We start from the raw sequence: 26,980 nt of genomic DNA on the forward strand, positions 1-26,980 counted from the left end.
TCTTACTCTCCGTATCCCTTCATTCGATCAGTCGCGTGATAATGACGAACAGCCCTGAGCTTGCTGCCTTGCTGGTCCAACTGTTCTTTCAGCTGATTCCGCTCACTCGTCATTTCCTCAACAATACGCAGGTATTGCTGCTGCAAAGCCATTAACGCATCCCGCAGTTCACCATCCGGTAGTTTATCGGCAAAAGCCTGTTCCGCCATTTTCCGAACACTGTGCTCCCGGGTCATTAACAGACTCCAGTCCCTTAAATCCCAGGCTTGCTGAAGCTCATGCCGGGCCTGATGAAAATGTTCCGCAGTCAGCGCTGAAGCTTCAGGCATGGCCACTCACTCCGGCAGAAGACTGTTGATCAACTTTTGGCAGCGGCGCTGGAGCCTGCTTGCCAATGCCATCCCAGGCTTCACGTATAGACTTCATCAGTCCAATAACTTCGGTCACCTTATCCAGACTGTTTTCCGGACCGGCTGCCAATAATTGCTGAACCGAGTAGCGATACAGGCTGCGCAGGTTCTCTGCCAGCTCTCCACCAGCCTCAACATTCAAGGAAGAATCCAGCGCCATAAGGATCTCAATGCAATGGGAGATCTGATCCCCTTTCTGGTCCGGCTGGTTGCGTTCCATACAGCCTTTTACTCTGGCCAGGGATACCATCAGCTCCTGAAACAACAGCTGAATCAACTTGTAGGGGTCGGCTGTTTCCGCCTGTGCCTTGCTTTGCACATTACGATAGGCTGTCAGACCGTTACTCATCCCAATAGTCCCTTCCCTGGTCAGTCGGTAAATAGGGTTTAGTTGTCGTTATTATTCAGTGCGTTTAGATTGTTGGTCAGCCAGCTACTGGTTGAGTTGAACTGGCTCAGGGACTGCTCCATGGCCAGAAAACGATCTTCCCAATAGGCACGAACCTGCACCATACGGGCATTAAGATCTTCCAGCTCACGATCCAGATCCACCAGACTTTCATTCAACCGGTCCATACGCGCTTTCAGTATGCCGCTGCTTTCATCGTAGCGATCAAGAACGGTCGAGACCTGACCAACTAAACCGTTATCGGCCGCAAAGAAATTTTGTAAGGCAGAAAAATTTTCACTGACAGCCTCACTCAGTTGCTCACTGTCTATAGTCAGAGTGCCATCGTTGGCGGTACGAATGCCGAAGTCGAGCAGACGAAGCCCCTCGCCATCAACGTCAATCTCAGCACCAAGTGCACTGCGTAGCGAATTCACCAACGCCCTTACCGTAGCGTCCCCGGTCAGGGCTGCAGCGCCGGAGCCCTCCGAGTAACTGGTGAGGCTGTTTATGGTGGTGATCAGCGAGTTATAAGCCGAGACAAAACCCTGGATTGCACTCTCGGAGCCGCTCTTGTCCAATGAGATATCTATAACAACAGGAGAGGTAGTGACCTCCTTGATATTCAAGGTCACGCCATCGATCACATCTTCAAAGCTGTTACTACTGCTGGTCACGGTGATACTTGCCGGATTGGCAGGATCACCAATCACAATCTGGGCATCCTTTGCGGCTTGTAGCTCAGAGAGGTCTGCCAGCAAATCAACATCTTCGGTGCCCAGCACCAGCCCGTCGCCATTAATCTCAACAGCAAAGGCTTCGCCAGTCTCGTTACTGTTGATTAATAAACGTTGCTGATCACCATCATTAATAATCGCTGCTGACACGCCGGGATTATCCTCAGCGTTATTTATGGCATCGCGGATACCTTCCAGCGTGTTATTGGAGCTATCCAACTCCAGAACCAATGGTTCTTCCCCAGCCACCGTCAGCGTGAGCTGCCCGGTGCCAAAGGTGGTTCCCTGATCAAACTTACCGGTAGTTTGCTGCTGATTGGTTGCCAGCTGCTGCACGGTGAATGAGTAGCTGCCGGTCACGGCATTATCACCAAGGGAGACAGACAGTGCAGAAGAATCACTGACTGAAGCCTTGCGGTCATCAAAGACCTCCGACTCCCCCAGTTTTTCCAGAGCTGAATCAAAACTGTTGATAGCACCCTGCAACTGCCCGAGAGCAGAGAGTTCAACAGTATCGGAGGTTTGCTGCCTTTGAAGGGAGGAAAACTTGGGAGCGCTCTCGGCCTGCACAATAGAGTCAACAAGTGCCGCCGTATCAATACCTGAAACCAATCCGGAAAGCTGAAGCATGGCCTTACCTGGCTGATTAGCTGTGTAATAAAAAGGAAATAAAACGAGGTAAAACGGCTTCCCCAAAAAAAGAATAGACGAGGAATTACCTCCCTCGTCTATTCCTGCTCAGCTTGCTGGTCATTAAAGGCTGACCAAAGCTGATCTTTTTACTTCAGAGACTTATCTCAGAAGAGACAGCACGTTCTGGCTGGACTGGTTCGCCTGAGCCAGAATCGCAGTACCTGCCTGCTGCAGAACCTGATACTTGGCCAGGTTGGCAGTCTCCGCCGCAAAATCAGCATCCATAATCCGGCTTCTGGAAGCGGATACGTTTTCGCTGATATTGGAAAGGTTGGAGATAGTGGAGGTCAGACGGTTCTGGATAGCACCGAGGTCTGCACGCTGGTTATCGATAGCCTGCAAAGCACCATCAATAATCGAGACAGCATTCTGGGCGCCTGTCAGAGTTGAGATATCAACTGTGCTGACGGCTTGCTCGGATGTAGTTCCTGGGGTTGTTGTGGCTGTGGCAGTCACTGTACCTGATGCCAGGTTATCAGTACTTTCATAGGACAGAACGGTTCCAGTTACTGTGAGAGCAACGTTACCTTTGGCGGTGTATGCCGTTGCACCAGAAAGGTCTGCAGGATCAGTACCGATCGTCACACTACCAGTAGCAACAGATGTTCCGCCATTTTGTACATCATAGGCTGCAGTAATTGCATCAGTTCCTGTACCACCCGCAGTTGAGTCAGACGCAACTTTTAAATCAATATTCGCACCATCTGTATTACTGAAAGTAATGACGATATCTCCTGAACTTTCAGTTGCGCTAACTGTAACACCAGCAACACCAAATGCCGCTTGTGCTGTAGCGCCATTAATTTTTGTCACCAAAGCGGTTGTTGTGGCAGCTGCAGACGTTGCATATGCTTCAGTTACTTCAACACCTGCGATCGAAATCGTTACATCTTCACCAGTGTTATCCACATTGTCCAGATCAGAGAGTGTCAAGGTCCCCTCGGTACTAGCTGCAGCAGTCAGACCAGTAACATTAGTTCCAATGGCATCACTGACATCCTTGGCGCTGGAAGCACTACTAATGGTTACATCAGTATCGGTTCCATCTACATCAAAAGTCAGTGTCTGATCAGCGATGGTGACACCAGCTAATTCGATATCATCAAAAGCATAAGCCGTGGTGCTTGCAGCAGTGACCTCACCAGTCAGATCAGCAGCTTTCGCAGAACCAATGGAAACATCAATACGATCATTGGCAGTGGTGTTAGCACCAATCTGGAAGCTTTCTGAGTAATCACCAGTCAGCAGCTTCTGACCACCAAAACTGGTGGTTTCAGCGATACGGGTTAATTCTGTTTTCAGCTGAGTTACCTCAGCATTCAGAGCTGCACGCTGTTCGGCACTGTTGGAACCATTGGCAGACTGCAGGGACAGCTCACGCATACGTTGCAGAATATTGGTGGATTCCTGCAGGGCACCTTCAGCCGTCTGGGCCAGGGAGATACCATCATTAGCGTTACGGATAGCCACGCCAAGACCACGAATCTGGGAAGTCAGCTTGTTAGCAATCTGCAGGCCGGCCGCATCATCTTTGGCGCTGTTGATCCGGAAGCCGGAAGACAGACGCTGCATGGCATTCTGCAGGCCCATACCGGAAGTAGACAGGTTCCGCTGAGCATTCAGCGAGAAGATATTCGTGTTAACGGAAAATGAGGACATTCGATTCTTTCTCCATCCATGGATTAGGGACTTACTCTACGAGCTTCCATTCAGGGTTTGCCCGAGAAGCAGGCCCGTCCTCTAACTGTTCGGAGAAGTGGATTGGCCCCTTAAGAGATAAACGAAGTTTTTTCCTAACAATTCCTGACATTTACAGTGTTTTTTTGACCGAAACAAATCGCCTTTAAAAATTCATATTCAATATGTTGCAGATTCTGACACCGCTTCTAGATTGATAATTAAAGGGAATTAAAAAACGAATTAATTGTTTCGTTTTGAAATAACCTGATAAACCCAACGTAAATAAAGGCTGTATAACTGGGTGCTTGGTCTTGGGTCAGGATGACCCTTTTGCTTGATACAGGGACGTATCAATCTTTTTCCGAGTATCCAGTTATGCCGCTTTAACCCTGAAGCCCCTGCCCGCGACCAATACAACCATGACTCCGGAAACCGTTGTTGATCTGTTAAGGGATACCCTGACCATGATTGTGATTATGGTTTCGGTCATTATCGGCCCGGGCATGCTGCTGGGTCTGGTGGTCAGTATCTTTCAGGCGGCAACCCAGATTAATGAACAGACCCTGAGCTTTCTCCCTCGTCTTCTGGCCACTCTTGTCACTATTGGAGTGACCGGGCACTGGCTGATCCGGGAGTTTATGGACCTGTTCCAGCGAATGTATGAGGTCATACCCAAGCTGATCTATTGATCACCTTATATAAGGAAGAAGTCACACCTGCCTATGGACCTGTCGACTGCCCAGCTGACCGGCTGGATGGGGCAGCTGCTTTGGCCCCTGTTCCGGGTGGCCGGTTTGCTGCTGACAATGCCGATTATCGGCTCGGCCATGGTTCCGGCTCAGATTCGTCTGGTGCTGGCGTTGGTGATCACCTTGATCATTGTTCCTCTTCTCCCCGCCATGCCTGCTGTTGAGCCACTATCCACCGAGAGCCTTCGGATCACCCTGCAGCAGATACTGATAGGCGGCATGGGCGGCCTGCTGCTGCATATCTATTTCGCGATTTTCGCCATGGCCGGACAGATGGTTTCCCTGCAGATGGGCCTCGGTATGGCGATGATGTACGACCCGGTAAATGGTGTCAGTATTCCCATCATTGCCCAGATTTATCAGGTTATGGCCACTCTGATGTTTCTGGCGATTGATGGCCATCTGGTGGTGATTAATATTCTGGTGAGCAGCTTTACTGCAATACCTGTAGGGATGGTGACCGCTGACACACTGGATCTGAATACGCTTACGCTACAGGTCGGCTGGGCTTTGGGAGCAGCGCTGTTAATCGCGCTGCCTGCCATTACTACCATGCTGCTGGTGAATATTGCCTTTGGAGTTATGAACCGGGCAGCACCACAACTGAATGTGTTCTCCCTTGGCTTTCCCATGAGCATGATGGCGGGGCTGATTGTGCTGGCTGTTTCCATATCCGGTATGCCCGGCCTGTTCACCAGCATTACCGAACAGGCTCTGGCTCTGCTCTCCGGCATGATAGGGAGTGCTCGCTAGATGGCAGAAGAACAGAGCAGCGCTCAGGAACGTACCGAGGAGCCCAGTCAACGCCGTCTTGATAAATCCAGAAAAGACGGCGAAGTTGCCCGCTCCCGTGAGTTAGTCACCACTTGCCTGTTCCTTGGCGGCGTTTGTGCCGTTCTCGCCTTCAGCCCGTTTATTGCCGGCCGGTTCAATTCACTATTCACCATGAATCTGAATCTTCGAGTCGAAGCACTCAGAGATGCCAGCCACCTTCCGGCTCATCTGGGTGAAAGCGTGCTTATGGGTATCGGAGCCTTTCTGCCTGTCTTCGCGGTAATTCTTTTCTCGGTATTGGTTGGCAGCCTGATCATGGGTGGCTGGGTCTTTTCCAGCAAACAGTTCGCACCCAAGTTCAACCGACTAAGTCCCTTGCAGGGGCTGAAGCGCATGTTCTCGGTGCGTTCGCTGGTTGAACTGGTGAAGTCCATCCTCAAAGTCAGCCTGATTGTTGGTGCGCTGGTATTTGTAATCACTTACCAGTGGCCGGAGCTTTTATCTCTCAGCAAACAGGGAACCAAACCCGCGCTGATGCACAGCCTGATGCTGGCCGGTACCGGAATACTCTCTTATGCACTGGGGCTGGCCTTGATTGCCGCTATCGATATTCCGTTCCAGAAGTGGCAACACATTAAAAAGCTGCGCATGACCAAGCAAGAATTGAAAGACGAGAACAAGGAAACCGAAGGCAGCCCGGAACTGAAAAGCCGTATCAAGGATATGCAACGCGAGCAGGCCAATCGCAGAATGATGCAGGAAGTTCCCAAGGCTGATGTCGTTATCCGGAACCCCAGCCATTACGCAGTCGCCCTAAAGTACGACACCAATAGAGCCAGGGCACCGTTTGTGATTGCCAAGGGTGCTGATGAAATTGCCGTGAAGATTATCCAGATTGCTGATGAACATCAGCGCCCTGTCGTACGTTCTCCGGCATTAACCCGAGCCATTTATTATTCAACCAAACTGAATCAGGAAGTGGCAGCAGACCTCTACATGGCGATCGCTCAGGTACTGGCCTACGTTTATCGATTACGACAATACAAACAGGGCATGGGGCCACAACCCACACCTTTGCCGGATGAGTTCGAGATACCCAAACATCTAAGGCATTAAACATGCCACGAATAAAAATGCCAGAGAGCCAGAAGTGAGAGTTGCTCTCTCAAAGGTCAGGATGACCTGAGAGCGACCCGGTGCAGGGATAGCACCGATGGAGCGGAGAGAGCAACACTCACTTCAAGGCTGAAACCAAAAAAGAGAACCAGGGAATGGCAGAACAGGCAGCAGCAAAAGCATCACCACTGGCGAGCATTGGCAAGCTTCAGATCGGCATTCCGATTATGGTGCTGATCCTGATGGCCATGGTCACCCTTCCCATGCCTGCTCTACTGTTGGATATGTTCTTTACCTTTAATATCGCGCTCTCACTTCTTGTTTTGTTAGTGAGTATTTACGCTCGCCGCCCATTAGACTTTGCCGTATTTCCTACTCTGCTTCTTGTCGCGACCCTGCTGCGTCTGGCTCTGAATGTCGCCTCAACTCGTGTCGTACTTCTGCAGGGCTATAACGGCAGTGATGCAGCCGGGAAAGTGATTCAGGCTTTTGGTGAAGTAGTAATAGGCAACAGCTATGTAGTGGGTATTGTCGTGTTCGCCATTCTGGTGATTATTAATTTTGTTGTGGTCACCAAGGGTGCCGGCAGAATTTCAGAAGTATCTGCACGTTTCACATTGGATGCCTTGCCCGGTAAACAAATGGCCATTGATGCCGACCTGAATGCCGGCCTGATCAATCAGGAAGAAGCACTGTCTCGCCGTAAGCAGGTTACCAGCGAAGCTGACTTCTACGGAGCCATGGATGGTGCCAGCAAGTTTGTACGGGGTGATGCGGTGGCCGGATTGTTGATTCTCGCCATCAATATTATTGGCGGGTTGATGATCGGCACCATGAAGTACCAGATGGCTTTTGGTGATGCCTTTAATGTGTTCTCGCTGCTGACAATTGGTGATGGTCTGGTTGCACAGATACCTTCGTTACTGCTCTCAACTGCCGCTGCCATTATGGTGACCCGGGTTTCTGAAACCGCAGAAATGGGCGAGCAGATTACCAGCCAACTGTTTGCCTCACCCCGCGCGCTCTCTGTGACAGCGGGCGTTATTTTGATAATGGGTATCGTGCCCGGCATGCCGCACTTTGCTTTTCTCTCCCTGGGCAGTGCCATGGCTGGAGCTGCCTGGTGGATTCATAAACGCAATATTGCAGCCAATAAACAGGAACCTGTTGAGCCGGCTGCCGCAGCTGCACCAACCACAGAATCCCCACTGACCTGGGAAGATGTGCCATCTATTGATCCGCTGGGCTTAGAAGTCGGCTTTCGCCTGATTGCGATGGTGGATAAAAAACAGGGTGGGCAGATGCTGGGACAGATCAAAGGCATCCGTAAAAACCTGTCTGCCCGTTTAGGTTTCCTGATTCCCAGCGTCCGTATCCGGGATAACCTTTCTCTTTCCGCCAATGGTTACAGCATCAGTCTGCAGGGCGTGAGTGTGGCGGAAGGCCAAGTTGAACCAGACAAGATGCTCGCTATCAATCCGGGTCAGGTCTATGGCGATCTGGAAGGTCTGCCATCCAAAGATCCGGCGTATGGACTGGACGCTATCTGGATAGATGGCGAACTGCAGGAACAGGCCAGCAGTCTGGGTTATACCGTGGTGGATGCTGAAACCGTGATTGCCACCCATATCAGCAAAGTGATTGAAGACAGTGCCAGTGAATTGCTGGGGCACGATGAAGTCCAACAGCTGCTGGAAAATCTGGGCAAACAATCTCCCAAGATGGCTGAAGAACTTGTTCCCAAACGTCTGTCTGTGAGCCTGCTGCAGCAAGTGCTGCGCGAACTACTCAACGAACGCGTCTCTATCTCCGATATTCGCACCATTGCCAACACCCTGCTGGCCACCGATGAAAATATTAAAGACCCGCTGCTGCTTTCCGGCAGAATTCGTGAAGCCCTGCGTCGCAGTATTGTTCAGAACCTGATTGGCTCCCAGAAAGAGATGCCGGTGGTCACACTGGATGAAAGACTGGAAGAGCTGTTACTCAAGGCGCAGCAGCAGGCTATACAGAATGGCAAGACCTCACCGGATGCCGTTGCTCTAGAGCCAAATATTTCCAACCAGCTACAGGCCAACCTGCCAGAAGTTACTCGACAGATGCAGAACGATGGCAAGCAACCCATCATCATCGTTGCGCCGCTTCTGCGGCCACTACTGGCTCGCTACGCCCGCCTGTGCACAGATGGCTTACAGGTTCTGTCGTTTAATGAGATTCCGGAAAACCGGGATGTGCAGATTATCGGCAAGGTGGGATAACAAAAGTCGGATAAATAAAAACGGGAAACTCACTGGCAGGAACGCCAGCAGGTTTTATAGTCAATAAGATGCGCTGAATTTCGTTGGCTTTCGATGCGCCAGGAATAATTTTTCAAAGCTCTGCCAAAGATCGCAAAGATGCGATCACCAAAACACAAGCGCAGAGACGCAATGGAAAGGTTATGGAAAACGAATCCAGTAATAACAGCGTTGAAGGCAAGCTGGCCGACAGAAATGTTTCTGTGACCAGTGAACGTCTCGAAGCCCTGCTGAACAAAAGCCGCAAGAATGAACGTATTCATGTGGGCGAACAGTTCGATGGCCTGCAGCGTTTTGACCTGACCAATCCGGATTACAAAATCCATGATCTGGTTCCCACCCTCTCGGTGTTGTACAAACGTTTCGCCCAGCTTCTCAAGTTCAGTCTCTACAACCAGTTTCGTAATAATCCGGAAGTCGAATTCACCGGAGTGGACTCCGTTAAGTTCGTAAAATTTGATACCGAATCACCGGATAACAGCCTTCATATTTTTAAAGTGAATTCGCTTAAGTCCGTGGGTTTTGTCACCGTCAGCAATCAGCTGATTGGCGCACTGATTGACCTGTTCTTTGGAGGTTCCGGCAAGACCGAGATCGATGCCGCCAGAGAGATGTCCACCACAGAGAAACGGATGCTGAACAAGTTTCTCAATGCAGCCATGGAGAACCTGCAGGAAACCTGGGAAAGCATTCTGCCCTTTGATGTAGAGTTGCAGACGGATCAGTCCACACCCATCTCAACTCTGTTTACCAATGATACCGAGCTGTTGCTGGTCAGCCGCTTCAAGATTTCCATGGCTGACACAGAAGGAACGCTGGAAATCGTTCTTCCCTACAAATCCCTTGAACCGATTCGTGAGCGAATTCAGGCCTACCGCCATACCGATCAGGATCCGCACTGGGAAAACAATCTGCGTGGCAATGTGCTGATGGCGCCGGTCGAGATCAGCGCCACCATGTGTCAGGTGGATCTGATGCTGAAAGATATTCTCGGGCTGAAATCCGGAGACATTATTCAAACCAATATTCCCGGTCAGGTCACCGTGAAGGTGTCTGGCCTGCCCTGCCTTAAAGCTACGGTCTGCACGATTGATGACAGTCTGGCACTGAAGATTGTCCGCCGCCTGAAACCCGGCAGTCATGAACGGTCTTATAAATCCAAATCCCCTCTTCATTTTGATGGAGAGCAGAATTGAGCGAGGAGAATGGCATGAGTGAGGAGAACAATCCGTCCCCCAGCGACCAGCCTGCCCCTGAGGGGAATGAGCAGATAAAAGATGTGGGGGTAGAAGAGCTGGCGAAAGCCCATGAAGGCGGTACCAGCTCGGTAAAAGAGAGTGGCGCACCGGACCTTGGTTTGCTGCTCGATATTCCAGTCACGCTATCTCTGGAGTTAGGAAGTACTCGCATCAATCTTGGTGATTTGTTGCGTTTGAATAAAGGGGCGATTGTTGAATTAGAAAAAGAAGCCTCCGAACCACTGGAAGTAAAAGTAAATGGAACGCTGATTGCCTATGCCGATGTGGTGGTTGTGAATGATCGTTATGGCATCCGCATGATTGATGTAATCAGTGAATCAGAAAGACTAAGGAAACTCTCTTGATGGCAATGGATTACTTTTTACAAATTGGCCTGCCGCTGATTGGCATTGTCGGTTTGATTCTTGTTCTTGGTGTTCTTGGAAAGCGTTTAAATCTGGCCAAACCTTTAGGGAGTGGCCCTATTAAAGTGATGGCCAGTGTTCCGGTTTCCAATCAGGTGAAGCTTTGCCTGATTGAAGTTGGCGGCCAGCAAATGTTAATCAGTGTTTCCGGTCAGCAGACCAACTGCCTGCATACCCTGCCTGAACGTGTGCCACAAAGTGAGTCTGGCACACCTGATTTCTCTCGCTACATGCAGAACCTGCTCAGCCGGAACGATCAGTAATGCGTACACTGGGTTACGTTTTTACTCTCGCCCTACTTATTGGATCGCAAGCGATCCATGCTGCACCGCAGGGGATGGATGTTCTGACCATAACTCAGGATGGCAACAGCGAGCAGTACAGCGTAACCCTGCAAGTACTGTTGTTAATGACAGCACTGAGCTTCCTGCCCGCAGCTCTTCTTATGCTGACCAGCTTTACCCGCATCATTATTGTTCTTGCCATACTCCGGCAAGCTCTTGGACTACAGCAAACACCACCAACCAGGGTGCTGATAGGAATAGCCCTGGCCTTAACCCTGCTGATTATGACTCCGGTTTTTGAAAATATTTATGCGGCAGCCATCACGCCTTACCTGAACGAGCAGCTCAGCCTGATGGACACGCTAAAGATCGCCTCCAAACCAATAAAAGAGTTTATGCTCGCCAATACCCGCACCACGGATATCGAGCAGTTTCTGGCAATTGCCAATATGCAGCCCCCGGCTACCCCAGAGGATTTGTCCTTTTCTATCCTGATCCCGTCTTTTATCACCAGCGAGCTGAAAACCGCTTTTCAGATCGGTTTTATTATCTATCTGCCCTTTCTGGTGATTGATCTGGTGGTGGCCAGTGTTCTTATGGCGATGGGTATGATTATGCTCTCCCCACAGATGATTTCCCTGCCCTTTAAGCTGATGTTGTTTGTTCTAGTGGATGGCTGGGCCCTGACCATGGGTACATTAGCCAGTAGTTTCTTTTAGCCTCTCTCAGCTTTATTTATTGTCGATGTTTTATTGAATAGCGAGCCTTCTTTACAGCCCAAGTCTTACCTTATTCCCCCATTCCCTGCATAGTCATACCGCACTGAATTCCCCAACCTCATTCCCCCTGATCCTTTTCAAACGCACACGTACGCCTTATGAATACCTCCAAACAAAGCAAAGTCATGCGTCAATCATCAGCCCGACAACAAGAATTACCATGAAGAACCAACCATAATCGGAAATAAAGATGTGAGTTAAATAATCAGCGCCTGATTATTTAATTTCCTGAAAACTAAATTTTCTTACCTGTAATTTTCAGAGGAAGCTTCTTATATTTATTTTATACAACATAATTTTCGGCAAAACCGGACAGAGAATTAACTGCGCTGTCGCCCGGCTTCAAAAGCAGAGAACAAGAAATGAGCAGAGATGTTATTGCGCGAATAATCCAGGATCTGGACAGCTCACAAGGCTGGTACATTTCAGCCGTTCTTCTGGCAGGTCAGATAAGCTGCTGGCTTAAACTCAAAAAATCTGAGCAACAGTCTGAGAGTCTCAGCTGCGTAAACCTGAAGACTGCCTTTCAAACCTTGATCGAAAGCTCTTCGGAAAGCAGCCAGTCACCGATTATTGAGAAGGTCTTTCAGGATGATCGGATCAGCAAGTTGCCAGAGCCTCTTGGCACTCAACTTATCGAAAGCCTGATAGAGGCGGATCAGCGAGGCCTGCTCAACTATTCCGAGATTCCCAAAGCTCTGGCCGAGCAGTTGAACCATTGTCAGGACGATCAGCGTCCCTGGGTACTCCCGGATGAGGTTGCCAGGTTAATGCTCTCCCTGCTTGAGAGACCAAAAGGAAGCTCCCTTTACTGCCCTTTTTCCCAAAGTGTCACGTTGCTTGCAGCGGCAGGAGCAAGACAGACTACTCTGGAGTTCTGCGACAGCAACCTATTAGCGAGTATCAGCTTGCTACTGGGAGACAACACCTACACGCAATCCTTTACCGATCCATTGAAACAACCCGCCTATGTCGAACCCGGTGCGCTCCAACGTTTTGATTACAGTGCCTGCTGCACACCAACCAAACAACGCTACCGCGTTAACGATCTCAATGATCTTTATGGACGCTTTCCAGAACAACCGTTGTATGGTGATGTTATTCATATCCGCCATCTTATGAGCCAGACACTTAAGCGCTCTGCCGTTGTCGTTTCATCAGCCATGCTGCAGCGCACCAAGGGTAAGGAGAAAGCCTTTAAGTACTGGCTGCTGGAGAATGGTTTTGTGCGAGCGATTATTAAACTGCCATCATGCTGTATCCCCGGCTATCGCAATACCGCCAGTCTGTTGGTTCTGGACCGGCAGGAGAAAAACGACAAGGTTATATTGTTTGATGCCAGCAAGGCTTACTTTCATCAATCAGGTAAAAATGGCCTGCAGGTCTTACGCAATGCCGACGCTATAGTGGAGGCTTTATGTAATAACAGTGCAGAAAAAGCCAGCAAAGACAGCCCCAATAAAATAACCGTGTCGGTCGCCGAGATTATCGAAAACGATACCAACCTTGATATCAGCCGCTATAGACAAACAAATAATCAAAAAGCGTCAGGCGGGCGACAAACCTTACCGCTGTTTGAAGTCGCAGAATTGATTCGGGCTCAGGCTCTACCGCAAAGCTCTGGCTCACCCGCCAGACATTTTTTGGAAGCAGCACCTGCTGATATCACTTTATCGGGAGAGGTTATGCATCCTGATAAGGCTCTCGCGGTAAGTTCCCAATCTCTTCCTCGTGCACTGAGCCAGAAGCTCAAAGCCGGAGATATCGTACTGACTATTAAAGGAAACACCGGGAAGGTAGGGCTGGTGCCGTCTATCTGTGGCGATAACTGGGTGGCCGGTCAGGCCTTTCAGATTATTCGACTCCGACCCGACTCGCCAATAAAAGACTCCCGCATTCTATTTCAGTATCTGACGTCAGAAGCCGGTCAGCACTATCTTAATTCCATTCGTTCAGGAACCAGTGTCGCCTTCCTGCAGACCCGGGATATTCAACAAATGCCGATCCCGATGATGACCAGTGAAGAACAGAGTCTGGCATTACAATCCTGGCAGGAGATTAAAAAAATCCATGCCGAGATTGCGTTGCTCAGAGAGAAGATCGACCAACAGCACAATGCACTATGGATAAGCGACTAATTATAAACGTGTCAGTTCTAACCGCTTAATCGAAACAACCCCGGACTGTTGGGCTTTTTCCAGCTGCACCCGATCGGCAGTGACTTGATACTCCTTCTCCAGACTGTCCAACCAGACCATAACCCGCGTGAAAGGTGCATCTGCCAGAGTTACCTGCACACCATTGCCACTGCTGCGCAGACTTTTGATCACCAGCTTATGCTGACCGGCAGACTGGTTAACGACACGATTCAATGGCTGATGGGAGCCTTTCGGTACGCTATTTCCTGAAACTTGTCCCGAAGCCTTCAGTTCACTGATTTGGGTCGCCATGGTCTCAACCCGAGCCAACATTTGCTGACTGTTACCAACCTGCTCCTCAAGCTGCGCCCGTTGGGCTTTGATCGGCTGGATAATTCCCATCCAAATAATCCAGATGGTGATCACCGGCCCCAACAGAACGCATAGATGCTTTTCCCGCTCAGATAGGGTATTCCAATACTGAAGCCCACGGCTGCGCCATTCCTGAAGGCGGCTTGCTACATTGCTGCTCATGATGCCACAGTTCCCTTATTCACCCCCTGAATCACCACCACTCCTTTTGCAGAACCAGACCGGCCTGATGCTTTATCAGCTGGCTGCTGCTCAACACTATCAATCGATACTTTCAACGCGACTGGAACAGCGTCACGGAAAAGATTAAAAGCCTCAAAGTTTCGGGCTTCTGCAGTAATTCGCAATTCTTTACGGCTCTGTTGATAGTCCATGCTGATCACAGTGATACCGGAAGCTTTAGCAAAAGCCGGTGCCAGTGTATCCAGAATAGAAGGCATGGAGAGCTGTTCTGAAGCCTGACCAGAGTTCAAGCTATCCAGCTTTTGCTGCATCTGGGATTCAAGACGAACAATGCGCTCCCCAGGAAAGAGTTGCTGATAGATAGAGCGTGCCTGTTCGTGTAGCTGTCGGTTTTGCTCTTCAAGGTTGACGTTATGCAATAGCCCCTGGGTGATAAAAGTGCCAAGGGTTACAAATGCCAAAACAGCTGCTGTCCGCCAGACTCTTATTTGTTTCAGTGACCGGGATTGCGGCTGCCATTGCCCCTGCAACACATTCACCGGAGACTCACAGGCCTGTTGATAAAGCGGTCGCAGTGAGTCGAGCTTGTTATGAGCGACCGGACGGTCCTGCGGATTGATGCTTTGCAGATACAGGGAAACCCAGTCCTGTTCACAGACACCGGCTTCATAACGTCCGCTGCGCACCAGACATTTATTATCCAGCTCGGCAACCTGAATAGCGGGCTCTTCATCATCCACCCAAGGCAGTGCCAGAACGTCAGGTAACCACTGTTTTGCTTCCAGACCGGCATCAGTCAGCCACTGCCTCCAGAGCTGCATTTTGTGCTCGGCAATACAGGCCAGAGAAACAATTCCATTCTGGTGATTCAGAACCGCCAAATGCAGCTGCTCCACATCCTCCGCCATATCGTCTTCAATACGCCAACGCAGTGATTTCAATACCGCGGATGAAATGCGACCTGTTTGTTCCAACTGGTGCAAGGCGACCGATTCACCGGGAATCAAAACGATGCAGTTCAGGCCGGAAAAGCGTTGAGCCAATTCCGGCAGGTTTTCAAGCGTTCCCCGCCCCTGCTCTTTGGCCGTGCACCAGTAAACCGGCTCATCTGCCGAGGAAGGCAGCCTCAGAACCAGACTATTAGCCATAGACTGCACCTGTCTTCATTATTTTTATTTCAGACATCATCTAGAATGCTGCCCCATATTTTCTTGAAATCACCTGCAGGCTCTCTTTATCTTTGCGCTGCAGCAGACTCACCAGTCCCGCCTCAGCATCGAGATAACGCACTCTGGCTTTCACCTGAAAGTATTTACTCTCTGTCGTCAGGATCAGGGAAACAGCCCCATTAATTTCTTCTGAGGGGCGTGCTTCCAGCAAAAATTCACTGACAGTTTCCCAACCGTCTGAAGGCCGGCGAGCAAGAATATCTTCGGCCTGCTCCAGAGACAGCTGCCCAATAAACGCAGCAGCCAATAACGCCGGCTTTTCTTTGGTAAGAGTATTCACATTCAGCAGCAGATCATCTTCCGGCAGCGCACAGAGATACGGCATTATGGTGCGGGCTATCTCGGCATTCACACCATCGACCGCCCGCCACTCGCTGATATCGCGCATCGGTGCACGACCGGCCAGATAAGGCATGGGGCGAGCCAGATAGGTACTGTCGCCGTACTGAACATCCTTTTGCCCGCTATACACCCAATCCCGTGAAGCCCGGGCAATACGCTGAGCACGGAAGGTATCAACCTCCAGCACTTCCATCAGGCTGATAAACACCTCCAGCGGGTAGGTCGCCTGCTCCTTAGTCATATCGTCAACAGCCAGTGCATTGATGTTGAAGCAGCTGCGGGCATCGGTAATTTCTCCAGCAATCTGTCCCTGCTCAACCGGAAAGATCATGCCGCTACGCGCCCAAGCCTGCCCAGCATGTATCACCTTGTCATCGTCTTCAAAAGTCTGTTCCAGAACCTGAATCGCCAGCTCTTCCGCTGATCGTGCATACCACCGCGCCTGATCCATATTCTGGCCACTGCTGACGGTTCTGATCTGGTGACGAAAACCAAAGGTCAGCTCCGCTACCAACAGTGCCATCATGGCCACAACCAGCAGTACCGTGAGCAGCGCGACTCCGCGTTGCGCTGAGAGGCCTGTACTCATAATGCGGCTTCCCAGGCAGAGGCGATGGAAAACACACGTTCAATCTGGCCAATACCAGATAGCTTCATCCTTACCATGACACCGTCCGGTAAAATATCTTCACTATCTTGAGAATCTTGCCAGCGTCCATTGCGATAAAACCGAAACTCCAAACCGTTCACACCTTCCAGCAACAACTGCACTTCTGGTTCGGTGTTCTCAACCGGATCCAGTGTGTAGTGGAAAAGCCGTTCCAGCCGATCGCCTTGCACCCTGTACGCCACCTTCTGATTTTCCGAGCGGGGCAGCCGTTGTTCGGGATTGCGCCAATGGCCCCGGGTAAAGCTGATGCCTTCATCATCCGAACCATTCATCCCGTCCTCGGAGAACAAACTCTGCTGAGTTAAACGACCATCCATGCGTAGGCCACGATCAACGATATGTCGAAAGTCCTGCTCAATAACCAGCATGGCAAGATTCACATTTTGCATCCGCTTCTGAATATCAACCGTAACAGCACGGGCATCCCTGACACCCGCCATCAGCTGATAAGCCCCGAGCCCCACCATGGCAAAGATGGCGATGGCTACCAGCATTTCCAACAGCGTAAATCCATGAACACGAGACCTGCGATTCATCGGTATCACCGCCGATACATATAACTTTGCAGGCTTGCCAAAACCGGTGCCTGTGAATTGTTATTGGAGGCAGCTAACGCACGCACCTCGACCTCAATCATACGAAAGTCATCGTTACCGGTTTCAACGCTACGTCTGCGCACCTGCCATTCACTGTCACCCTGCATCCGGGAGTGTTTGCTCCACTCACGCCCTGGCCAGCGCCCTTCAAGATGAATCTGCTCCATCTCGTTATCCGCCACCCAGCGGGCCAGTGTTGTCTGTTGCAGGGTATGGGTATTGGCCATATTTTCCCGCACCGTCTGCATCACCGGAATGCCGACCAAGGCCAGCACAGCCAGCGCTAACAGCACTTCCAGCAGAGTAAAACCTTTGGCAGTGGCGCGATTCATGATTCCATCTCCGCCACACGCGGGTCCTGAACGCGGATATTGCCCATCTCTGTCAGTACAACCAACAGGGTATGGCCCGAAGCCTGAATAGAAACCTGGCCGGGCGAAATTTCACCAGAAGACCAGAGGTAAATATCCGGTTTATTTTCAATGTCCGTTTCGCGGTCTTCGCTCTTCTCTTCCTGGGCCAGACTCTCCTGCCAGACACTTTCTCCCGGTTTGAAAGACAACTGCAGTCCATCGGGCATATCCCGTGATTGTAGGGTTCGGATCTTATCCACATCCTGCCATTCACCACTGCGGTAAAAGACAAAGCTATAACCGTACTGCGTCAGCCGAATACCATAATCCCGCCCACTCACCAGAGCTTCACTGCGCGCCAAGGCCGCCACAGCAGCAAACTGCTCTGCCTGAGTTTCTGTCTGGCGACGGCTGTCCTTTGGCAGCACACTGCCTACAACATAAGATCCAGCCAGCCCGATTAGCAGCAGAACCAGCAGGATCTCCAACAGGGTAAAACCTTGTTGTGGAACACGACGGAAGAAGTGCACAGACAAGTCCGTCGGTCCTTAAGAAGAAATATTCCAGTTGCCGATATCGTCATCGCTGCCGGCAACGCCATCAGCACCGGCAGAGAAGACATCCAGCTTGCCGAACTGCCCCGGGTTCTGCAGCAGGTAATCATTGCCCCAAGGGTCTTTCGGCAGACGACGGATATAACCATCATCACGATAATTGCGTGGCTCAGGAGCACCTGATGGCTTACGCACCAAGGCTTCCAGGCCTTGATCAGTCGATGGATACATCTTGTTTTCCAGATGGTACATATCCAGAGAGTTTTCCAGAGCGACGATATCGTGTATCACCTTTTTTTCATCAGCCGTGTCTTTATTACCGATCACATTGGGCACCACCATGGAGGCCAGAACGCCCAGAATCACAATGACCACCATGATTTCCAACAAGGTGAAGCCGTTCTGCTTACCGCCGGATAAACGACGCAATCTTTTCTTGGAGTTATTCATTATTGGTATCTCTTGTACTTCGTTAATTTTTTAACCGGCCACCAGCGCATTCAAATCCAGCATCGGTGTCAGAATCGACACCACAATAAACAGCACCATTCCAGCCATAGACAGAATCAGCAGCGGACCAAATATTCCCAGGGCAATACTTACCTGGTTATCAAAAAGACGATCCTGAGCATCAGCGGCACGCGCCAGCATGGACTCCAGCTCACCGGATTTTTCGCCACTGGCAATAATGTGCAGCATGGTCGGAGGAAACAGTCGGGTCTGATCAAGTGCATGCCAGAGGCTTGAGCCTTCACGTACCTTTTCCGAAGCCTGCAAAAGAGCTTCACGGATATGGGTGTTGACCATCACCTCTGCCGAAATTTTCATACCATCCAGCAGCGGAATATTGCTGCTGGTCAGAATGCTCAGAGTGCGGGCAAAGCGGGATGTATCTACGCCAATCAGCACCGGTCCAATCACCGGCATACGCAATAGGAACTTGTCGTGTTTCAAGCGCAGAGCGGCAATGCGTAACAGTCGCTGCCGGATCACCAACGCAACAAGCAGACCGGCCAGAATATGTATGCCGTAGTCACGGACAAAATCACTGATGGCTATCAAGGCCAATGTGCTGGCCGGCAGGTCCTGCCCCAGATGAGCAAACTGTTCCACCACTGTCGGAACAACCGTGGTCAACAAGGCCGCGACAACACCAATCGCCACCAGAGTAAGAATCACCGGATAGACCATGGCCTGAATCAGCTTGCCCTGAATCTGCTGTCGCTGCTCGTTGTAATCAGCCAGACGTTCCAGAACCGTATCCAGATGACCTGATTTTTCACCGGCCGCAACCATCGCCCGAAATAAGCTATCGAATGCCTCAGGATAAGCTGACAAACTGTCCGCCAGAGTCTGCCCTTCCAGCACTCGGGAGCGAATGTTGGTGATCATCGCTTTCAGATGGGCCTTCTGAACCTGGCGACTCAGTGCCTGCAAACACTCTTCCAATGGAATAGCCGCAGCAACCAGTGTCGCCAGCTGACGAGTGATCAGCGCGATATCAGCCGTTGATGCACGACGCCGAAAGAGCGGTACACGGGTTTTCACCCGCTCGGTTCGCACGGAACCCGGTGCGACGGATACCGGAGCAAGACCTTCCGAGCGCAGCTGCTGACGAAGCTGGCGAGGTGTATCAGCTTCCCGGACACCTTTCTTGCTGCGCCCGCGCTGATCCAGGGCTTCAAATTCATACACGGCCATGGTCAGTCTTCCCGGGTTACACGCAGAACTTCTTCCATGGTGGTTACACCTGCCAGTACCTTGGCAAAGCCATCCTGCTGAATGCCGGGCATACTCTGGCGAACAGTCGCTTCAATCTCCTGTTCGGACGCGCCGTTATGAATCATGGTGCGAACGTTATCGCTGACCAGAAACAGTTCATGAATACCGGTACGTCCGCGATAACCGGTCTGGTTGCAACTCTGGCATCCCTTCGCCTGCCAAATAGGCTGTTCGCTATTTTCTGAGAGCCCCAAAAGGTGTCGTTCGGCCATACTGGGCTGTCGAGGCTCCCGACACTCACTGCACAATGTGCGTACCAGCCGCTGGGCCAGCACACCCAGCAGACTGGACGACAGCAGAAACGCTTCCACCCCCATATCCCGTAAACGGGTTACCGCGCCAATGGCGGTATTGGTATGCAACGTGCTGAGAACAAGATGACCGGTCAGGGAAGCCTGCACCGCAATCTCGGCAGTTTCCAGATCCCGGATTTCGCCGACCATCACCACATCCGGGTCCTGGCGGAGAATAGCCCGCAAGCCTCGGGCAAAGGTCATATCAACCCGCGGGTTCACCTGCGTCTGGCCTATACCTTCAAGGTCATATTCCACCGGGTCTTCTACGGTCAGAATATTGCGATCGGCCGAGTTAATAGAGCTGAGCCCGGCATACAACGTGGTGCTCTTACCCGAACCGGTAGGGCCGGTCACCAAAATAATGCCGTGGGGTTTCTGCAGTAGCCCGCTGACCTGCTCACGAATGGTGTCGGTCATCCCGAGGCTGCTCATACTCATCTGTACACTGTTACGGTCCAGCAGTCGCAGCACGATACGCTCACCATGACGGGAAGGCAGTGTCGAAACCCGCACATCCACAGCCCTACCGCCCAGCCTCAGTGATATACGACCATCCTGAGGAACCCGCTTCTCGGCAATATCCAGCTTGGCCATTACCTTGATACGGGAAACCAGCAGCGTTGCCAGACGACGCTGTGGGCGCAGAATCTCCCTCAGTACACCATCAATACGGAAACGAATAACCAGAGAGTTTTCAAAAGTCTCAATATGAATATCCGAAGCACCATCACGGATAGCTTCGGCCAGCATCACATTAATCATCCGGATAATCGGCGCGCCATCATCAGCTTCCAGAAGGTCTTCACTGTCTGGCAGCTCTTCCGCCAGACTTTGCAGACCTTCGTCGTTACCAATGGATTGCATCAACTGACGAGCGACTGAGGAATCCTGCTGGTAAAACGCGCCCAAACGCTGATCAAAATCTTCTTCTGAGAGAACCTGTACCTGAAACGAACCATCCAGCACCCGGCGTACTTCACGGAGCGCAGCCGATGCCGGCAGATTCTTGTAATACAGGCAGTAACCAACTTGTGGCTGATAATCCAGCAGCACCCCAAACCGGCTGGCAAAGGCAAAAGGCAGCTCTACCGCCGAACGTTCACCGCTCTGAATTCCTGCGTTAACTGTGGCTTCAGCCAGCATTGCCCACCTCATCATCGTTCAGACGGTGACGGGCTTCGTCGAGCAGCTGTTTGTGGTTGATCTGCCCGGACATATCTTCCGGCAGAACCGGAACCTCGGCATCCGGCATCAGGGCAATACCACTCTCCTGCTCAGCCACCTGACGGGCACGGATAAAGCTGTACTTCTGGCCGCTGATTTCTGCTAGTACATTGTCGTCACGCACGATGGTCGGGCGAATAAATACCATCAGGTTACGCTTGGTCGTAGTGCTGGACGTTGAGCGGAACAGCGCTCCAATGCCAGGGATGTCCCCCAGCAGCGGCACTTTAGACACACTCTGCTGAACATCGTCGTCAATCAGACCGCCGATAATCACAGTATCTCCACTGCCTACCATCACGGCCGTCTGTACCTGACGGGTCGAGAAGGTAATGTCGACTGGCGTAGTGCCATTAATTTTGGAGACTTCCTGGGTGATATTCAGCTTCACTGAATCACCTTCATTCACCTGCGGAAGAATCTCCAGTTTGATGCCGACATCTTTCCGCTCAATGGTCTGGAAAGGGTTATCATTATTTTCGCTGGAGGTGGCACCAGTCAGGGTCGGTACTTCATCACCCACAAGGAAGGACGCCTGTTCATTATCCAATGTCATCAGGCTGGGTGTGGCCAGCACATTGGACTTAGTAGAGTTACTGACGGCCTGCAGCAGCATGGCCCAGTCACCGGAAGTAACAGCAAAGGCACCACCGCTCAAAGCTGAGATAGCGTTGGCCAGAGCCGTGTAATCACCGGGCGTATCTGGATTCTTGGTCACGGTGCCATTCTCGCTGACCACCGTTGTGCCTTTCTTTTCCCGGGCATTGGCCAGCCCCAGTCCTATTTGCCCAATCGGCACGGCATTGCCGTTGGCAAACTGGACAACACCACCGCTGCGACTGGCAAACTGGGTTGCCAGTGTGATTCCTTCACCATCGAACACTTCCACGATGATGGCTTCAACCAGCACCTGGGCTCGACGAATATCCAGCTGCCGAATCACCTGATCCAGCACCTTCATCATATCGGGCTGGGCGGTCACGACCACGGCATTGGTCTGGGCATGCACATTGATATTGAAGTTACGTTTGAGGGCTGCACCTTTTTCATCGACAACAGTCTGGCCCACACCTTCCAGCACCGGCTTGATCTCTTCTGCCTTGGCATACTTGAGATAGAAGACGCGGGTATTACCGTAGCTCTTCTGTTCGGCATCCAGACGACTGATAATCCGGCGGGCATGGGATATCTGGCTGTTAGTACCAGACAACACCAATCGATTGCCTGCCTCGTCAGGCACAATGGAAAGGCTGACACCTTTAACCTTCTTACCGCTCTCCTGCTCAAGCGCCATCAGAATGCGCGCCATATCCACAGCGGAAGCATGGTTCAGCTGCACAATATCGACCTGCTTACCACCTTCCCTATCAATACGACTGGCGATATCCACCAGCTTCTCGACATTGTTGGCACGGCCAGTCAGCAGCAGAACATTGGAAGGGGCAAAATGGACGACACTGCCATCGGTATCATTCAGCTGCCGGAGAATCGGTGACATCTCATGAACCGGAACATTTTTAAGTGGCATCACCCAGGTCACGACTTCGCTGCCTTCACCCGGTGTCTGACCGTCCGCAACCCGTACGGCAACCATCTTGGCTTTCTTGCCCTGAATCACTTTCATCACGCCGTTGCCAGCATCAACCAGCGCATAACCATGAACCTCCAGCACACTCTGGAAAAACTGGTAGTACTGTTCGGCACTCAGGGTCTCATAGGAACGGACCGTGATCTTTCCCTTCACACCCGGTTCAATAATGATTGTTTTATTCAGGCTGCTGCTGACGGTATTAATAAACTCCTGAATATCCACACTCTGCAGATTGACAGAGTACTGAACCTGCTGTGCCTGCTGGGCATAAACAGAGGGTGCGGAGAAAAGAACGGAAGCGCACAACAACGAGGTCGACAGAAGCGTCGCAGCGAAGAGAGGACTGCGCGAGCTCTGCTTATGGCCCCGGTTGGATTCTGGTCGATTAAAATTTGTCATCCGAAATATTGTTCTTATAAAAATATTAGAGTTCTGGTTACTAAGGACTATTAACAATTAAACATACGACTCAGGTTGAAAGATCAATCTGATAAATCTGCCCCTGTCGCTCTACGGTCAGGGATATCCGGTTTAGTCCCGGAAGGTTCTGCATAAAAGCCATGGCCTCCTTCTGGGAGGTCAGGTCATAACCATTGATAGAGAGGGCAATATCACCACGCTGGAGTCCGGCTTTATCAAACAGCTCTGGTCGTGAGCCCGGATTCACCCGGTAACCGACAAGCTCGCCATTCCGTTTCACCGGAGAGATGTTAATCATCTCCATCAAGGAGCCTGGATTATCCAGAACACCCTGCTTTAACTCTGGTGCCGTGCGCGATACCTGACGCGTCGGCTGAACATTGCGGGCTATAGCCTTTGGCTGATTGGCTGCACCAGCAAAGAGAATGGCTTCACGGCGGCCACGGGTTTCTACAATCACCCGCCCCGGTTCAATGGCAATAATCGTGGCATTAGCGCTCTTCAGCTTTTCACCCACCCGGTAACTGCTCTCCCGGGACTGCTCTTTCAAAATCACCAGAGAGTGTTCGGGGCTGTTGCTCACCAGCATGCCGGTAATACGGGCCTTAATACGGGAAGCAGGCACATTTTCATTCTCTGCGGGCCGGACTGGTTGCTGGGCGACCGGCCCAAAGATTTCCAGTGAATCCAGAGCCGAATAACGTACCGAGGACGGTATAGATGATATTGAGTTCTGGTCAGGGCTCCAGGCCGGAGCCTTCCCCGCATCTGCTGCTGGAAACATCACCCAGAAAAGACTGGCCAGCTGATGGGCAAGAATGACCACCAGTACGACTTCTATGACAAAAGCAAAACGGGCTTCCGATCTCCGTAACGCCAGGGCCTGTTTGACCTTTGTAAACATGGACACTTAAAACACCGGTATCTTTATAATTCTGAATTCTGACCTTTCAGCGTCAGCAACTGATAGATTGAATTCCACCAGCGAAACATGAAAGTTTCATGACAGGCCATCTTTTGCAAGAGTGATCCGCTCAATACAAGACAAAATTCAAATATTTATTTTTTATACGCACCCGATCGTTTACATAGCATTCACCAGCTACCGAAACAGACATTCCCTCCGGTTTAATCCTGGAACAGCAAAGCCCCTATAAATTTTTCTGTCACAGAACAGACATCGAATTGTCATCCAGCTGCCGTTTAATTCTTCAGGCCTGATGCTCTCATCAATTACAAACCGAAGGATAAAACGATGAGTAGAGATACTTTTGATCCAACGATCTATAACAAGAGTGACAACCAGCCTATCTCCGCAGTTCTGGAAAAAGAACTGACCCGCCGTGGCATTCTTAAGCGCGGTGGTGCGGTTGCTGCTTTTAGTGCTCTGGCCGGTTTTGGTCTGACTGGCTGCAACGATAATGATTCTGATGATGTTGCAACGCCTGCTGAGCCAACTCCACCTGTTGAACAACCTCTGACTCTCGGCTTTGAATCCATTGCCGGCTCCAAAATTGATGCCGTTGCTATCCCTGCCGGTTACTCTGCCTTTGTACTGGCACCTTGGGGTACTCCACTGAACGCCAATGCTAACCCATGGAAAGACGACGGAACTAATACGGCTGAAGATCAGCTGAACGCCGTGGGCATGCATCACGATGGCATGCACTTCTTCCCACTTGGTGAAGGCACCACAGAAGGTATTCTGTGCATCAACCACGAGTACATTGATAGTAGTGCTCTGCACCCGGAAGGCCCAACCGAAAACGACGGTGTTCGTCCAACCGAAGAAGCCCGTAAAGAGATTAACGCTCATGGTGTGTCCGTTATCCATATCCGTCTGGAAGACGGTATCTGGGATGTCGTACCTAACAGTGAATACAACCGCCGCTTCACCTCCGGTACTGAAATGGACGTGGCCGGCCCAATCGCTGACAGCGACAAGAACCTGCTGATCACCAAGTACACCGAAGAGAAAGGCAACGCCAAAATTGCCCGTGGTACCAACAACAACTGCGGTAACGGCCACACCCCTTGGGGCACCTACCTGACCTGTGAAGAGAACTGGCCTGGCTACTTCGTTCGCAAGGACGATAAAGAAAACTGGACGGCTGAACAGGTACGTCTGGGCATCGATGATGAGGAAACCCGTTATCTGTGGGAGACCGTGCCGGCATCAGAAGAGAACGAAACCGGTGAGTTTGCCCGTTTCAACATCACCCCAAGCGGTGCCGATGCCACAGAAGATTACCGTAACGAAGCCAACGGTCACGGTTATATCGTTGAAATCGACCCTTACACCCCAACATCCCGCGCCGTGAAGCGTACTGCCCTGGGTCGTTTCCGCCACGAAGACTGCTCCTTCGGCAATGTTGCTGAAGGCAAGCCTGTTGTCTTCTACTCCGGTCACGACGGCCGTTTCGAGTACATCTACAAGTTCGAGTCCAAGGAACTGTGGGATCCGGCTGACGCTTCTCCATCCGATCGTCTGGCGACCGGTGCCAAGTACATGAACGAAGGCACTCTGTACGTTGCTCGCTTCAGCACGGAAGGTGTTGGCCAGTGGATTGCCCTGACTCCTGATGCGACCACCACCAAAGGTGAGCGTCTGGGTGACGTTGAAGGTTTTGCAACTGTTGCTGAAATTCTGCTGAACACCCCGGGAGCAGCTGACCTGCTGGGCGCGACGCCAATGGATCGCCCTGAGTGGACTGCCGTTGATCCTAAGACTGGCGCCGTTTACGTCACGCTGACCAACAACACCCGTCGTGATAATGAAGACGACGATCCGGACAACGATACCAACGTTGCCAACCCTCGTGCCAACAACCGTTTTGGTCACATCATCCGCTGGACCGAAGGTGAAGAGCCTACCAGCTTTGACTGGGAGTTCTTCCTGTTCGGCTCCCCAGCTGCCGGTGACTCCGAGACCAACAAGTCTGGTCTGGATTCACTCAACGAACTGGCCAGCCCTGACGGCCTGGCATTCGATGAACGCGGCATCCTCTGGGTTCAGACCGATAACGGTGCATCCGAGGTGAAGGATCAAACCAACGACCAGATGCTGGCTATTGTTCCTTCCGAGCTAAAGATGGCTGAAGATGGTTCTCCGGTTGTAAACAGCACTAACCAGGATCAGCTTAAGCGTTTCTTCGTTGGCCCTAACGGCTGTGAAGTCACCGGTCTGGCGTTTAACAACGATGACACCAGCTTCTTCGTGAACATCCAGCATCCGGGTAACTGGCCGTTCAGCAACAACGCTGCCGAGATTACTCCGGAAGGTACTGAAGTGCGTCCACGTGCGGCAACTGTCGTGATTATGAAAGAAGATGGTGGTGCGATCGGCGTTTAATACGCCTTTCGTTCCTACATACTCATGCAAACCAAGAGGCCCGGCAAATGCCGGGCCTCTCTTCGTTATTACATAACTTATTATTTTACTTCTGCTTCATGGCTTTCAGTCAGACGGCTGTCATGTTCGTCACTCTTGCCCATACTGTTCCGAAAACCCTTGATCGCACTGCCCAGATCACTGCCGATTCCCTTAAGGCGCTTGCTGCCAAACAGCAGGATCACAATCAGCAATATAATCACCAGCTGCCAGGTACTGATTCCACCAAATCCCATAATTTCTTCCCGTTTATTATTACGTTGTACAGG

The 26,980-nt window shown here is 51.2% G+C and carries 26 protein-coding genes; 10 read left to right on the plus strand and 16 right to left on the minus strand.

Annotated features, from left to right (window positions below; translation table 11 throughout):
• Positions 1-2: 2 nt before the first annotated feature.
• From EHSB41UT_RS05740 to EHSB41UT_RS24920, 4 genes are all read right to left on the minus strand, one after another.
• Positions 3-329 (minus strand): hypothetical protein, encoded by a 327-nt coding sequence (locus tag EHSB41UT_RS05740; RefSeq protein ID WP_087107686.1) that lies wholly within the window; start codon positions 327-329, stop codon positions 3-5.
• Positions 322-759: a flagellar export chaperone FliS gene (gene fliS, locus EHSB41UT_RS05745; protein ID WP_087107688.1), complete on the minus strand. Its 438-nt coding sequence runs from the start codon at positions 757-759 to the stop codon at positions 322-324. Before fliS ends, EHSB41UT_RS05740 begins: the two co-directional genes overlap by 8 nt.
• A 38-nt stretch (positions 760-797) precedes the next feature.
• The gene (gene fliD / locus EHSB41UT_RS05750) at positions 798-2,165 is read right to left on the minus strand and encodes a flagellar filament capping protein FliD (protein WP_087107690.1); all 1,368 of its coding nucleotides are present in this window, start codon (positions 2,163-2,165) and stop codon (positions 798-800) included.
• Positions 2,166-2,327: 162 nt separating this feature from the next.
• Positions 2,328-3,887 (minus strand): flagellin N-terminal helical domain-containing protein, encoded by a 1,560-nt coding sequence (locus EHSB41UT_RS24920; protein WP_087107692.1) that lies wholly within the window; start codon positions 3,885-3,887, stop codon positions 2,328-2,330.
• 440 nt (positions 3,888-4,327) lie between these two features.
• Between EHSB41UT_RS24920 and EHSB41UT_RS05760 the strand changes: the two genes are divergently transcribed.
• From EHSB41UT_RS05760 to EHSB41UT_RS05800, 9 genes are all read left to right on the plus strand, one after another.
• Entirely contained in the window at positions 4,328-4,597 is a 270-nt protein-coding gene (locus tag EHSB41UT_RS05760; RefSeq protein ID WP_087107693.1) for a flagellar biosynthetic protein FliQ, read from the plus strand.
• Positions 4,598-4,630: 33 nt separating this feature from the next.
• Complete coding sequence (gene fliR, locus EHSB41UT_RS05765) at positions 4,631-5,410, plus strand: flagellar biosynthetic protein FliR (RefSeq protein ID WP_087107695.1); 780 nt, start codon at positions 4,631-4,633, stop codon at positions 5,408-5,410.
• Positions 5,411-6,547: a flagellar biosynthesis protein FlhB gene (flhB, locus tag EHSB41UT_RS05770; RefSeq protein WP_087107697.1), complete on the plus strand. Its 1,137-nt coding sequence runs from the start codon at positions 5,411-5,413 to the stop codon at positions 6,545-6,547.
• Positions 6,548-6,702: 155 nt separating this feature from the next.
• The gene (flhA, locus tag EHSB41UT_RS05775; RefSeq protein ID WP_087107699.1) at positions 6,703-8,805 is read left to right on the plus strand and encodes a flagellar biosynthesis protein FlhA; all 2,103 of its coding nucleotides are present in this window, start codon (positions 6,703-6,705) and stop codon (positions 8,803-8,805) included.
• Between the two features lie 182 nt (positions 8,806-8,987).
• Positions 8,988-10,040: a flagellar motor switch protein FliM gene (locus tag EHSB41UT_RS05780; RefSeq protein ID WP_133060410.1), complete on the plus strand. Its 1,053-nt coding sequence runs from the start codon at positions 8,988-8,990 to the stop codon at positions 10,038-10,040.
• 14 nt (positions 10,041-10,054) lie between these two features.
• Positions 10,055-10,447: a flagellar motor switch protein FliN gene (fliN, locus tag EHSB41UT_RS05785; RefSeq protein WP_087107703.1), complete on the plus strand. Its 393-nt coding sequence runs from the start codon at positions 10,055-10,057 to the stop codon at positions 10,445-10,447.
• Positions 10,447-10,770, plus strand: a complete 324-nt coding sequence (locus tag EHSB41UT_RS05790; RefSeq protein WP_087107705.1) for a FliO/MopB family protein — start codon at positions 10,447-10,449, stop codon at positions 10,768-10,770. Before fliN ends, EHSB41UT_RS05790 begins: the two co-directional genes overlap by 1 nt.
• On the plus strand, positions 10,770-11,510 hold the full coding sequence (gene fliP, locus EHSB41UT_RS05795) for a flagellar type III secretion system pore protein FliP (protein WP_087107707.1): 741 nt from the start codon (positions 10,770-10,772) through the stop codon (positions 11,508-11,510). Before EHSB41UT_RS05790 ends, fliP begins: the two co-directional genes overlap by 1 nt.
• Before the next feature lie 422 nt (positions 11,511-11,932).
• Positions 11,933-13,708 carry an N-6 DNA methylase gene (locus tag EHSB41UT_RS05800; RefSeq protein ID WP_087107709.1) on the plus strand — a complete coding sequence of 592 codons (1,776 nt, stop codon included), beginning with the start codon at positions 11,933-11,935 and terminating at the stop codon, positions 13,706-13,708.
• On the opposite strand, the gene gspM is transcribed toward EHSB41UT_RS05800, so the two are convergent.
• The 11 genes from gspM to gspC all read right to left on the minus strand — a co-directional run bounded on the left by gspM (position 13,709) and on the right by gspC (position 24,224).
• Positions 13,709-14,242 (minus strand): type II secretion system protein GspM, encoded by a 534-nt coding sequence (gene gspM, locus EHSB41UT_RS05805; protein ID WP_087107711.1) that lies wholly within the window; start codon positions 14,240-14,242, stop codon positions 13,709-13,711. It lies immediately after the preceding gene.
• Positions 14,239-15,411 (minus strand): type II secretion system protein GspL, encoded by a 1,173-nt coding sequence (gspL, locus tag EHSB41UT_RS05810; RefSeq protein ID WP_087107713.1) that lies wholly within the window; start codon positions 15,409-15,411, stop codon positions 14,239-14,241. The genes gspM and gspL overlap by 4 nt, the downstream gene beginning before the upstream one ends.
• A gap of 40 nt (positions 15,412-15,451) precedes the next feature.
• Positions 15,452-16,423 carry a type II secretion system minor pseudopilin GspK gene (gene gspK / locus EHSB41UT_RS05815; RefSeq protein WP_087107715.1) on the minus strand — a complete coding sequence of 324 codons (972 nt, stop codon included), beginning with the start codon at positions 16,421-16,423 and terminating at the stop codon, positions 15,452-15,454.
• Positions 16,420-17,040 (minus strand): type II secretion system minor pseudopilin GspJ, encoded by a 621-nt coding sequence (gspJ, locus tag EHSB41UT_RS05820; RefSeq protein WP_087107717.1) that lies wholly within the window; start codon positions 17,038-17,040, stop codon positions 16,420-16,422. The genes gspK and gspJ overlap by 4 nt, the downstream gene beginning before the upstream one ends.
• Before the next feature lie 5 nt (positions 17,041-17,045).
• On the minus strand, positions 17,046-17,432 hold the full coding sequence (gene gspI, locus EHSB41UT_RS05825) for a type II secretion system minor pseudopilin GspI (protein WP_087107719.1): 387 nt from the start codon (positions 17,430-17,432) through the stop codon (positions 17,046-17,048).
• A complete protein-coding gene (gspH, locus tag EHSB41UT_RS05830; RefSeq protein WP_242667250.1) occupies positions 17,429-17,983 on the minus strand; it encodes a type II secretion system minor pseudopilin GspH in 555 nt (184 codons plus the stop codon). Before gspH ends, gspI begins: the two co-directional genes overlap by 4 nt.
• Positions 17,984-18,001: 18 nt before the next feature.
• Positions 18,002-18,457 carry a type II secretion system major pseudopilin GspG gene (gene gspG, locus EHSB41UT_RS05835; RefSeq protein ID WP_087107723.1) on the minus strand — a complete coding sequence of 152 codons (456 nt, stop codon included), beginning with the start codon at positions 18,455-18,457 and terminating at the stop codon, positions 18,002-18,004.
• 30 nt (positions 18,458-18,487) lie between these two features.
• Positions 18,488-19,708, minus strand: a complete 1,221-nt coding sequence (gspF, locus tag EHSB41UT_RS05840; protein WP_087107725.1) for a type II secretion system inner membrane protein GspF — start codon at positions 19,706-19,708, stop codon at positions 18,488-18,490.
• Between the two features lie 2 nt (positions 19,709-19,710).
• Positions 19,711-21,228, minus strand: coding sequence for a type II secretion system ATPase GspE (gspE, locus tag EHSB41UT_RS05845; RefSeq protein ID WP_087107727.1), 1,518 nt, complete (start codon positions 21,226-21,228; stop codon positions 19,711-19,713).
• Complete coding sequence (gene gspD, locus EHSB41UT_RS05850) at positions 21,218-23,299, minus strand: type II secretion system secretin GspD (protein ID WP_087107729.1); 2,082 nt, start codon at positions 23,297-23,299, stop codon at positions 21,218-21,220. The genes gspE and gspD overlap by 11 nt, the downstream gene beginning before the upstream one ends.
• A 70-nt stretch (positions 23,300-23,369) precedes the next feature.
• A complete protein-coding gene (gene gspC / locus EHSB41UT_RS05855; protein ID WP_087107731.1) occupies positions 23,370-24,224 on the minus strand; it encodes a type II secretion system protein GspC in 855 nt (284 codons plus the stop codon).
• 351 nt (positions 24,225-24,575) lie between these two features.
• On the opposite strand from gspC, the gene EHSB41UT_RS05860 reads away from it, so the two are divergent.
• A complete protein-coding gene (locus tag EHSB41UT_RS05860; protein ID WP_087107733.1) occupies positions 24,576-26,672 on the plus strand; it encodes a PhoX family protein in 2,097 nt (698 codons plus the stop codon).
• Between the two features lie 80 nt (positions 26,673-26,752).
• On the opposite strand, the gene tatA is transcribed toward EHSB41UT_RS05860, so the two are convergent.
• Entirely contained in the window at positions 26,753-26,947 is a 195-nt protein-coding gene (tatA, locus tag EHSB41UT_RS05865) for a twin-arginine translocase TatA/TatE family subunit (RefSeq protein WP_087107999.1), read from the minus strand.
• Between the last annotated feature and the right edge of the window lie 33 nt (positions 26,948-26,980).

Source organism: Parendozoicomonas haliclonae (genome assembly GCF_900174585.1).
In the GTDB taxonomy this organism is placed as follows: domain Bacteria; phylum Pseudomonadota; class Gammaproteobacteria; order Pseudomonadales; family Endozoicomonadaceae; genus Sansalvadorimonas; species Sansalvadorimonas haliclonae.

What these genes read in the sequence shown, in the direction of transcription:
- fliP (WP_087107707.1), top strand. Translation starts at nt 10,770, where the DNA reads ATGCGTACACTGGGTTACGTTTTTACTCTCGCCCTACTTATTGGATCG.
- gspL (WP_087107713.1), bottom strand. Translation starts at nt 15,411, where the DNA reads ATGGCTAATAGTCTGGTTCTGAGGCTGCCTTCCTCGGCAGATGAGCCG.
- fliR (WP_087107695.1), top strand. Translation starts at nt 4,631, where the DNA reads ATGGACCTGTCGACTGCCCAGCTGACCGGCTGGATGGGGCAGCTGCTT.
- flhA (WP_087107699.1), top strand. Translation starts at nt 6,703, where the DNA reads ATGGCAGAACAGGCAGCAGCAAAAGCATCACCACTGGCGAGCATTGGC.
- gspE (WP_087107727.1), bottom strand. Translation starts at nt 21,228, where the DNA reads ATGCTGGCTGAAGCCACAGTTAACGCAGGAATTCAGAGCGGTGAACGT.
- flhB (WP_087107697.1), top strand. Translation starts at nt 5,411, where the DNA reads ATGGCAGAAGAACAGAGCAGCGCTCAGGAACGTACCGAGGAGCCCAGT.
- EHSB41UT_RS05790 (WP_087107705.1), top strand. Translation starts at nt 10,447, where the DNA reads ATGGCAATGGATTACTTTTTACAAATTGGCCTGCCGCTGATTGGCATT.
- tatA (WP_087107999.1), bottom strand. Translation starts at nt 26,947, where the DNA reads ATGGGATTTGGTGGAATCAGTACCTGGCAGCTGGTGATTATATTGCTG.
- gspG (WP_087107723.1), bottom strand. Translation starts at nt 18,457, where the DNA reads ATGAATAACTCCAAGAAAAGATTGCGTCGTTTATCCGGCGGTAAGCAG.
- gspD (WP_087107729.1), bottom strand. Translation starts at nt 23,299, where the DNA reads ATGACAAATTTTAATCGACCAGAATCCAACCGGGGCCATAAGCAGAGC.
- EHSB41UT_RS05860 (WP_087107733.1), top strand. Translation starts at nt 24,576, where the DNA reads ATGAGTAGAGATACTTTTGATCCAACGATCTATAACAAGAGTGACAAC.
- fliS (WP_087107688.1), bottom strand. Translation starts at nt 759, where the DNA reads ATGAGTAACGGTCTGACAGCCTATCGTAATGTGCAAAGCAAGGCACAG.
- EHSB41UT_RS24920 (WP_087107692.1), bottom strand. Translation starts at nt 3,887, where the DNA reads ATGTCCTCATTTTCCGTTAACACGAATATCTTCTCGCTGAATGCTCAG.
- EHSB41UT_RS05800 (WP_087107709.1), top strand. Translation starts at nt 11,933, where the DNA reads ATGAGCAGAGATGTTATTGCGCGAATAATCCAGGATCTGGACAGCTCA.
- gspI (WP_087107719.1), bottom strand. Translation starts at nt 17,432, where the DNA reads ATGAATCGCGCCACTGCCAAAGGTTTTACTCTGCTGGAAGTGCTGTTA.
- gspF (WP_087107725.1), bottom strand. Translation starts at nt 19,708, where the DNA reads ATGGCCGTGTATGAATTTGAAGCCCTGGATCAGCGCGGGCGCAGCAAG.
- EHSB41UT_RS05760 (WP_087107693.1), top strand. Translation starts at nt 4,328, where the DNA reads ATGACTCCGGAAACCGTTGTTGATCTGTTAAGGGATACCCTGACCATG.
- gspC (WP_087107731.1), bottom strand. Translation starts at nt 24,224, where the DNA reads ATGTTTACAAAGGTCAAACAGGCCCTGGCGTTACGGAGATCGGAAGCC.
- gspM (WP_087107711.1), bottom strand. Translation starts at nt 14,242, where the DNA reads ATGAGCAGCAATGTAGCAAGCCGCCTTCAGGAATGGCGCAGCCGTGGG.
- EHSB41UT_RS05780 (WP_133060410.1), top strand. Translation starts at nt 8,988, where the DNA reads ATGGAAAACGAATCCAGTAATAACAGCGTTGAAGGCAAGCTGGCCGAC.
- gspJ (WP_087107717.1), bottom strand. Translation starts at nt 17,040, where the DNA reads ATGAATCGCAGGTCTCGTGTTCATGGATTTACGCTGTTGGAAATGCTG.
- gspK (WP_087107715.1), bottom strand. Translation starts at nt 16,423, where the DNA reads ATGAGTACAGGCCTCTCAGCGCAACGCGGAGTCGCGCTGCTCACGGTA.
- EHSB41UT_RS05740 (WP_087107686.1), bottom strand. Translation starts at nt 329, where the DNA reads ATGCCTGAAGCTTCAGCGCTGACTGCGGAACATTTTCATCAGGCCCGG.
- fliN (WP_087107703.1), top strand. Translation starts at nt 10,055, where the DNA reads ATGAGTGAGGAGAACAATCCGTCCCCCAGCGACCAGCCTGCCCCTGAG.
- fliD (WP_087107690.1), bottom strand. Translation starts at nt 2,165, where the DNA reads ATGCTTCAGCTTTCCGGATTGGTTTCAGGTATTGATACGGCGGCACTT.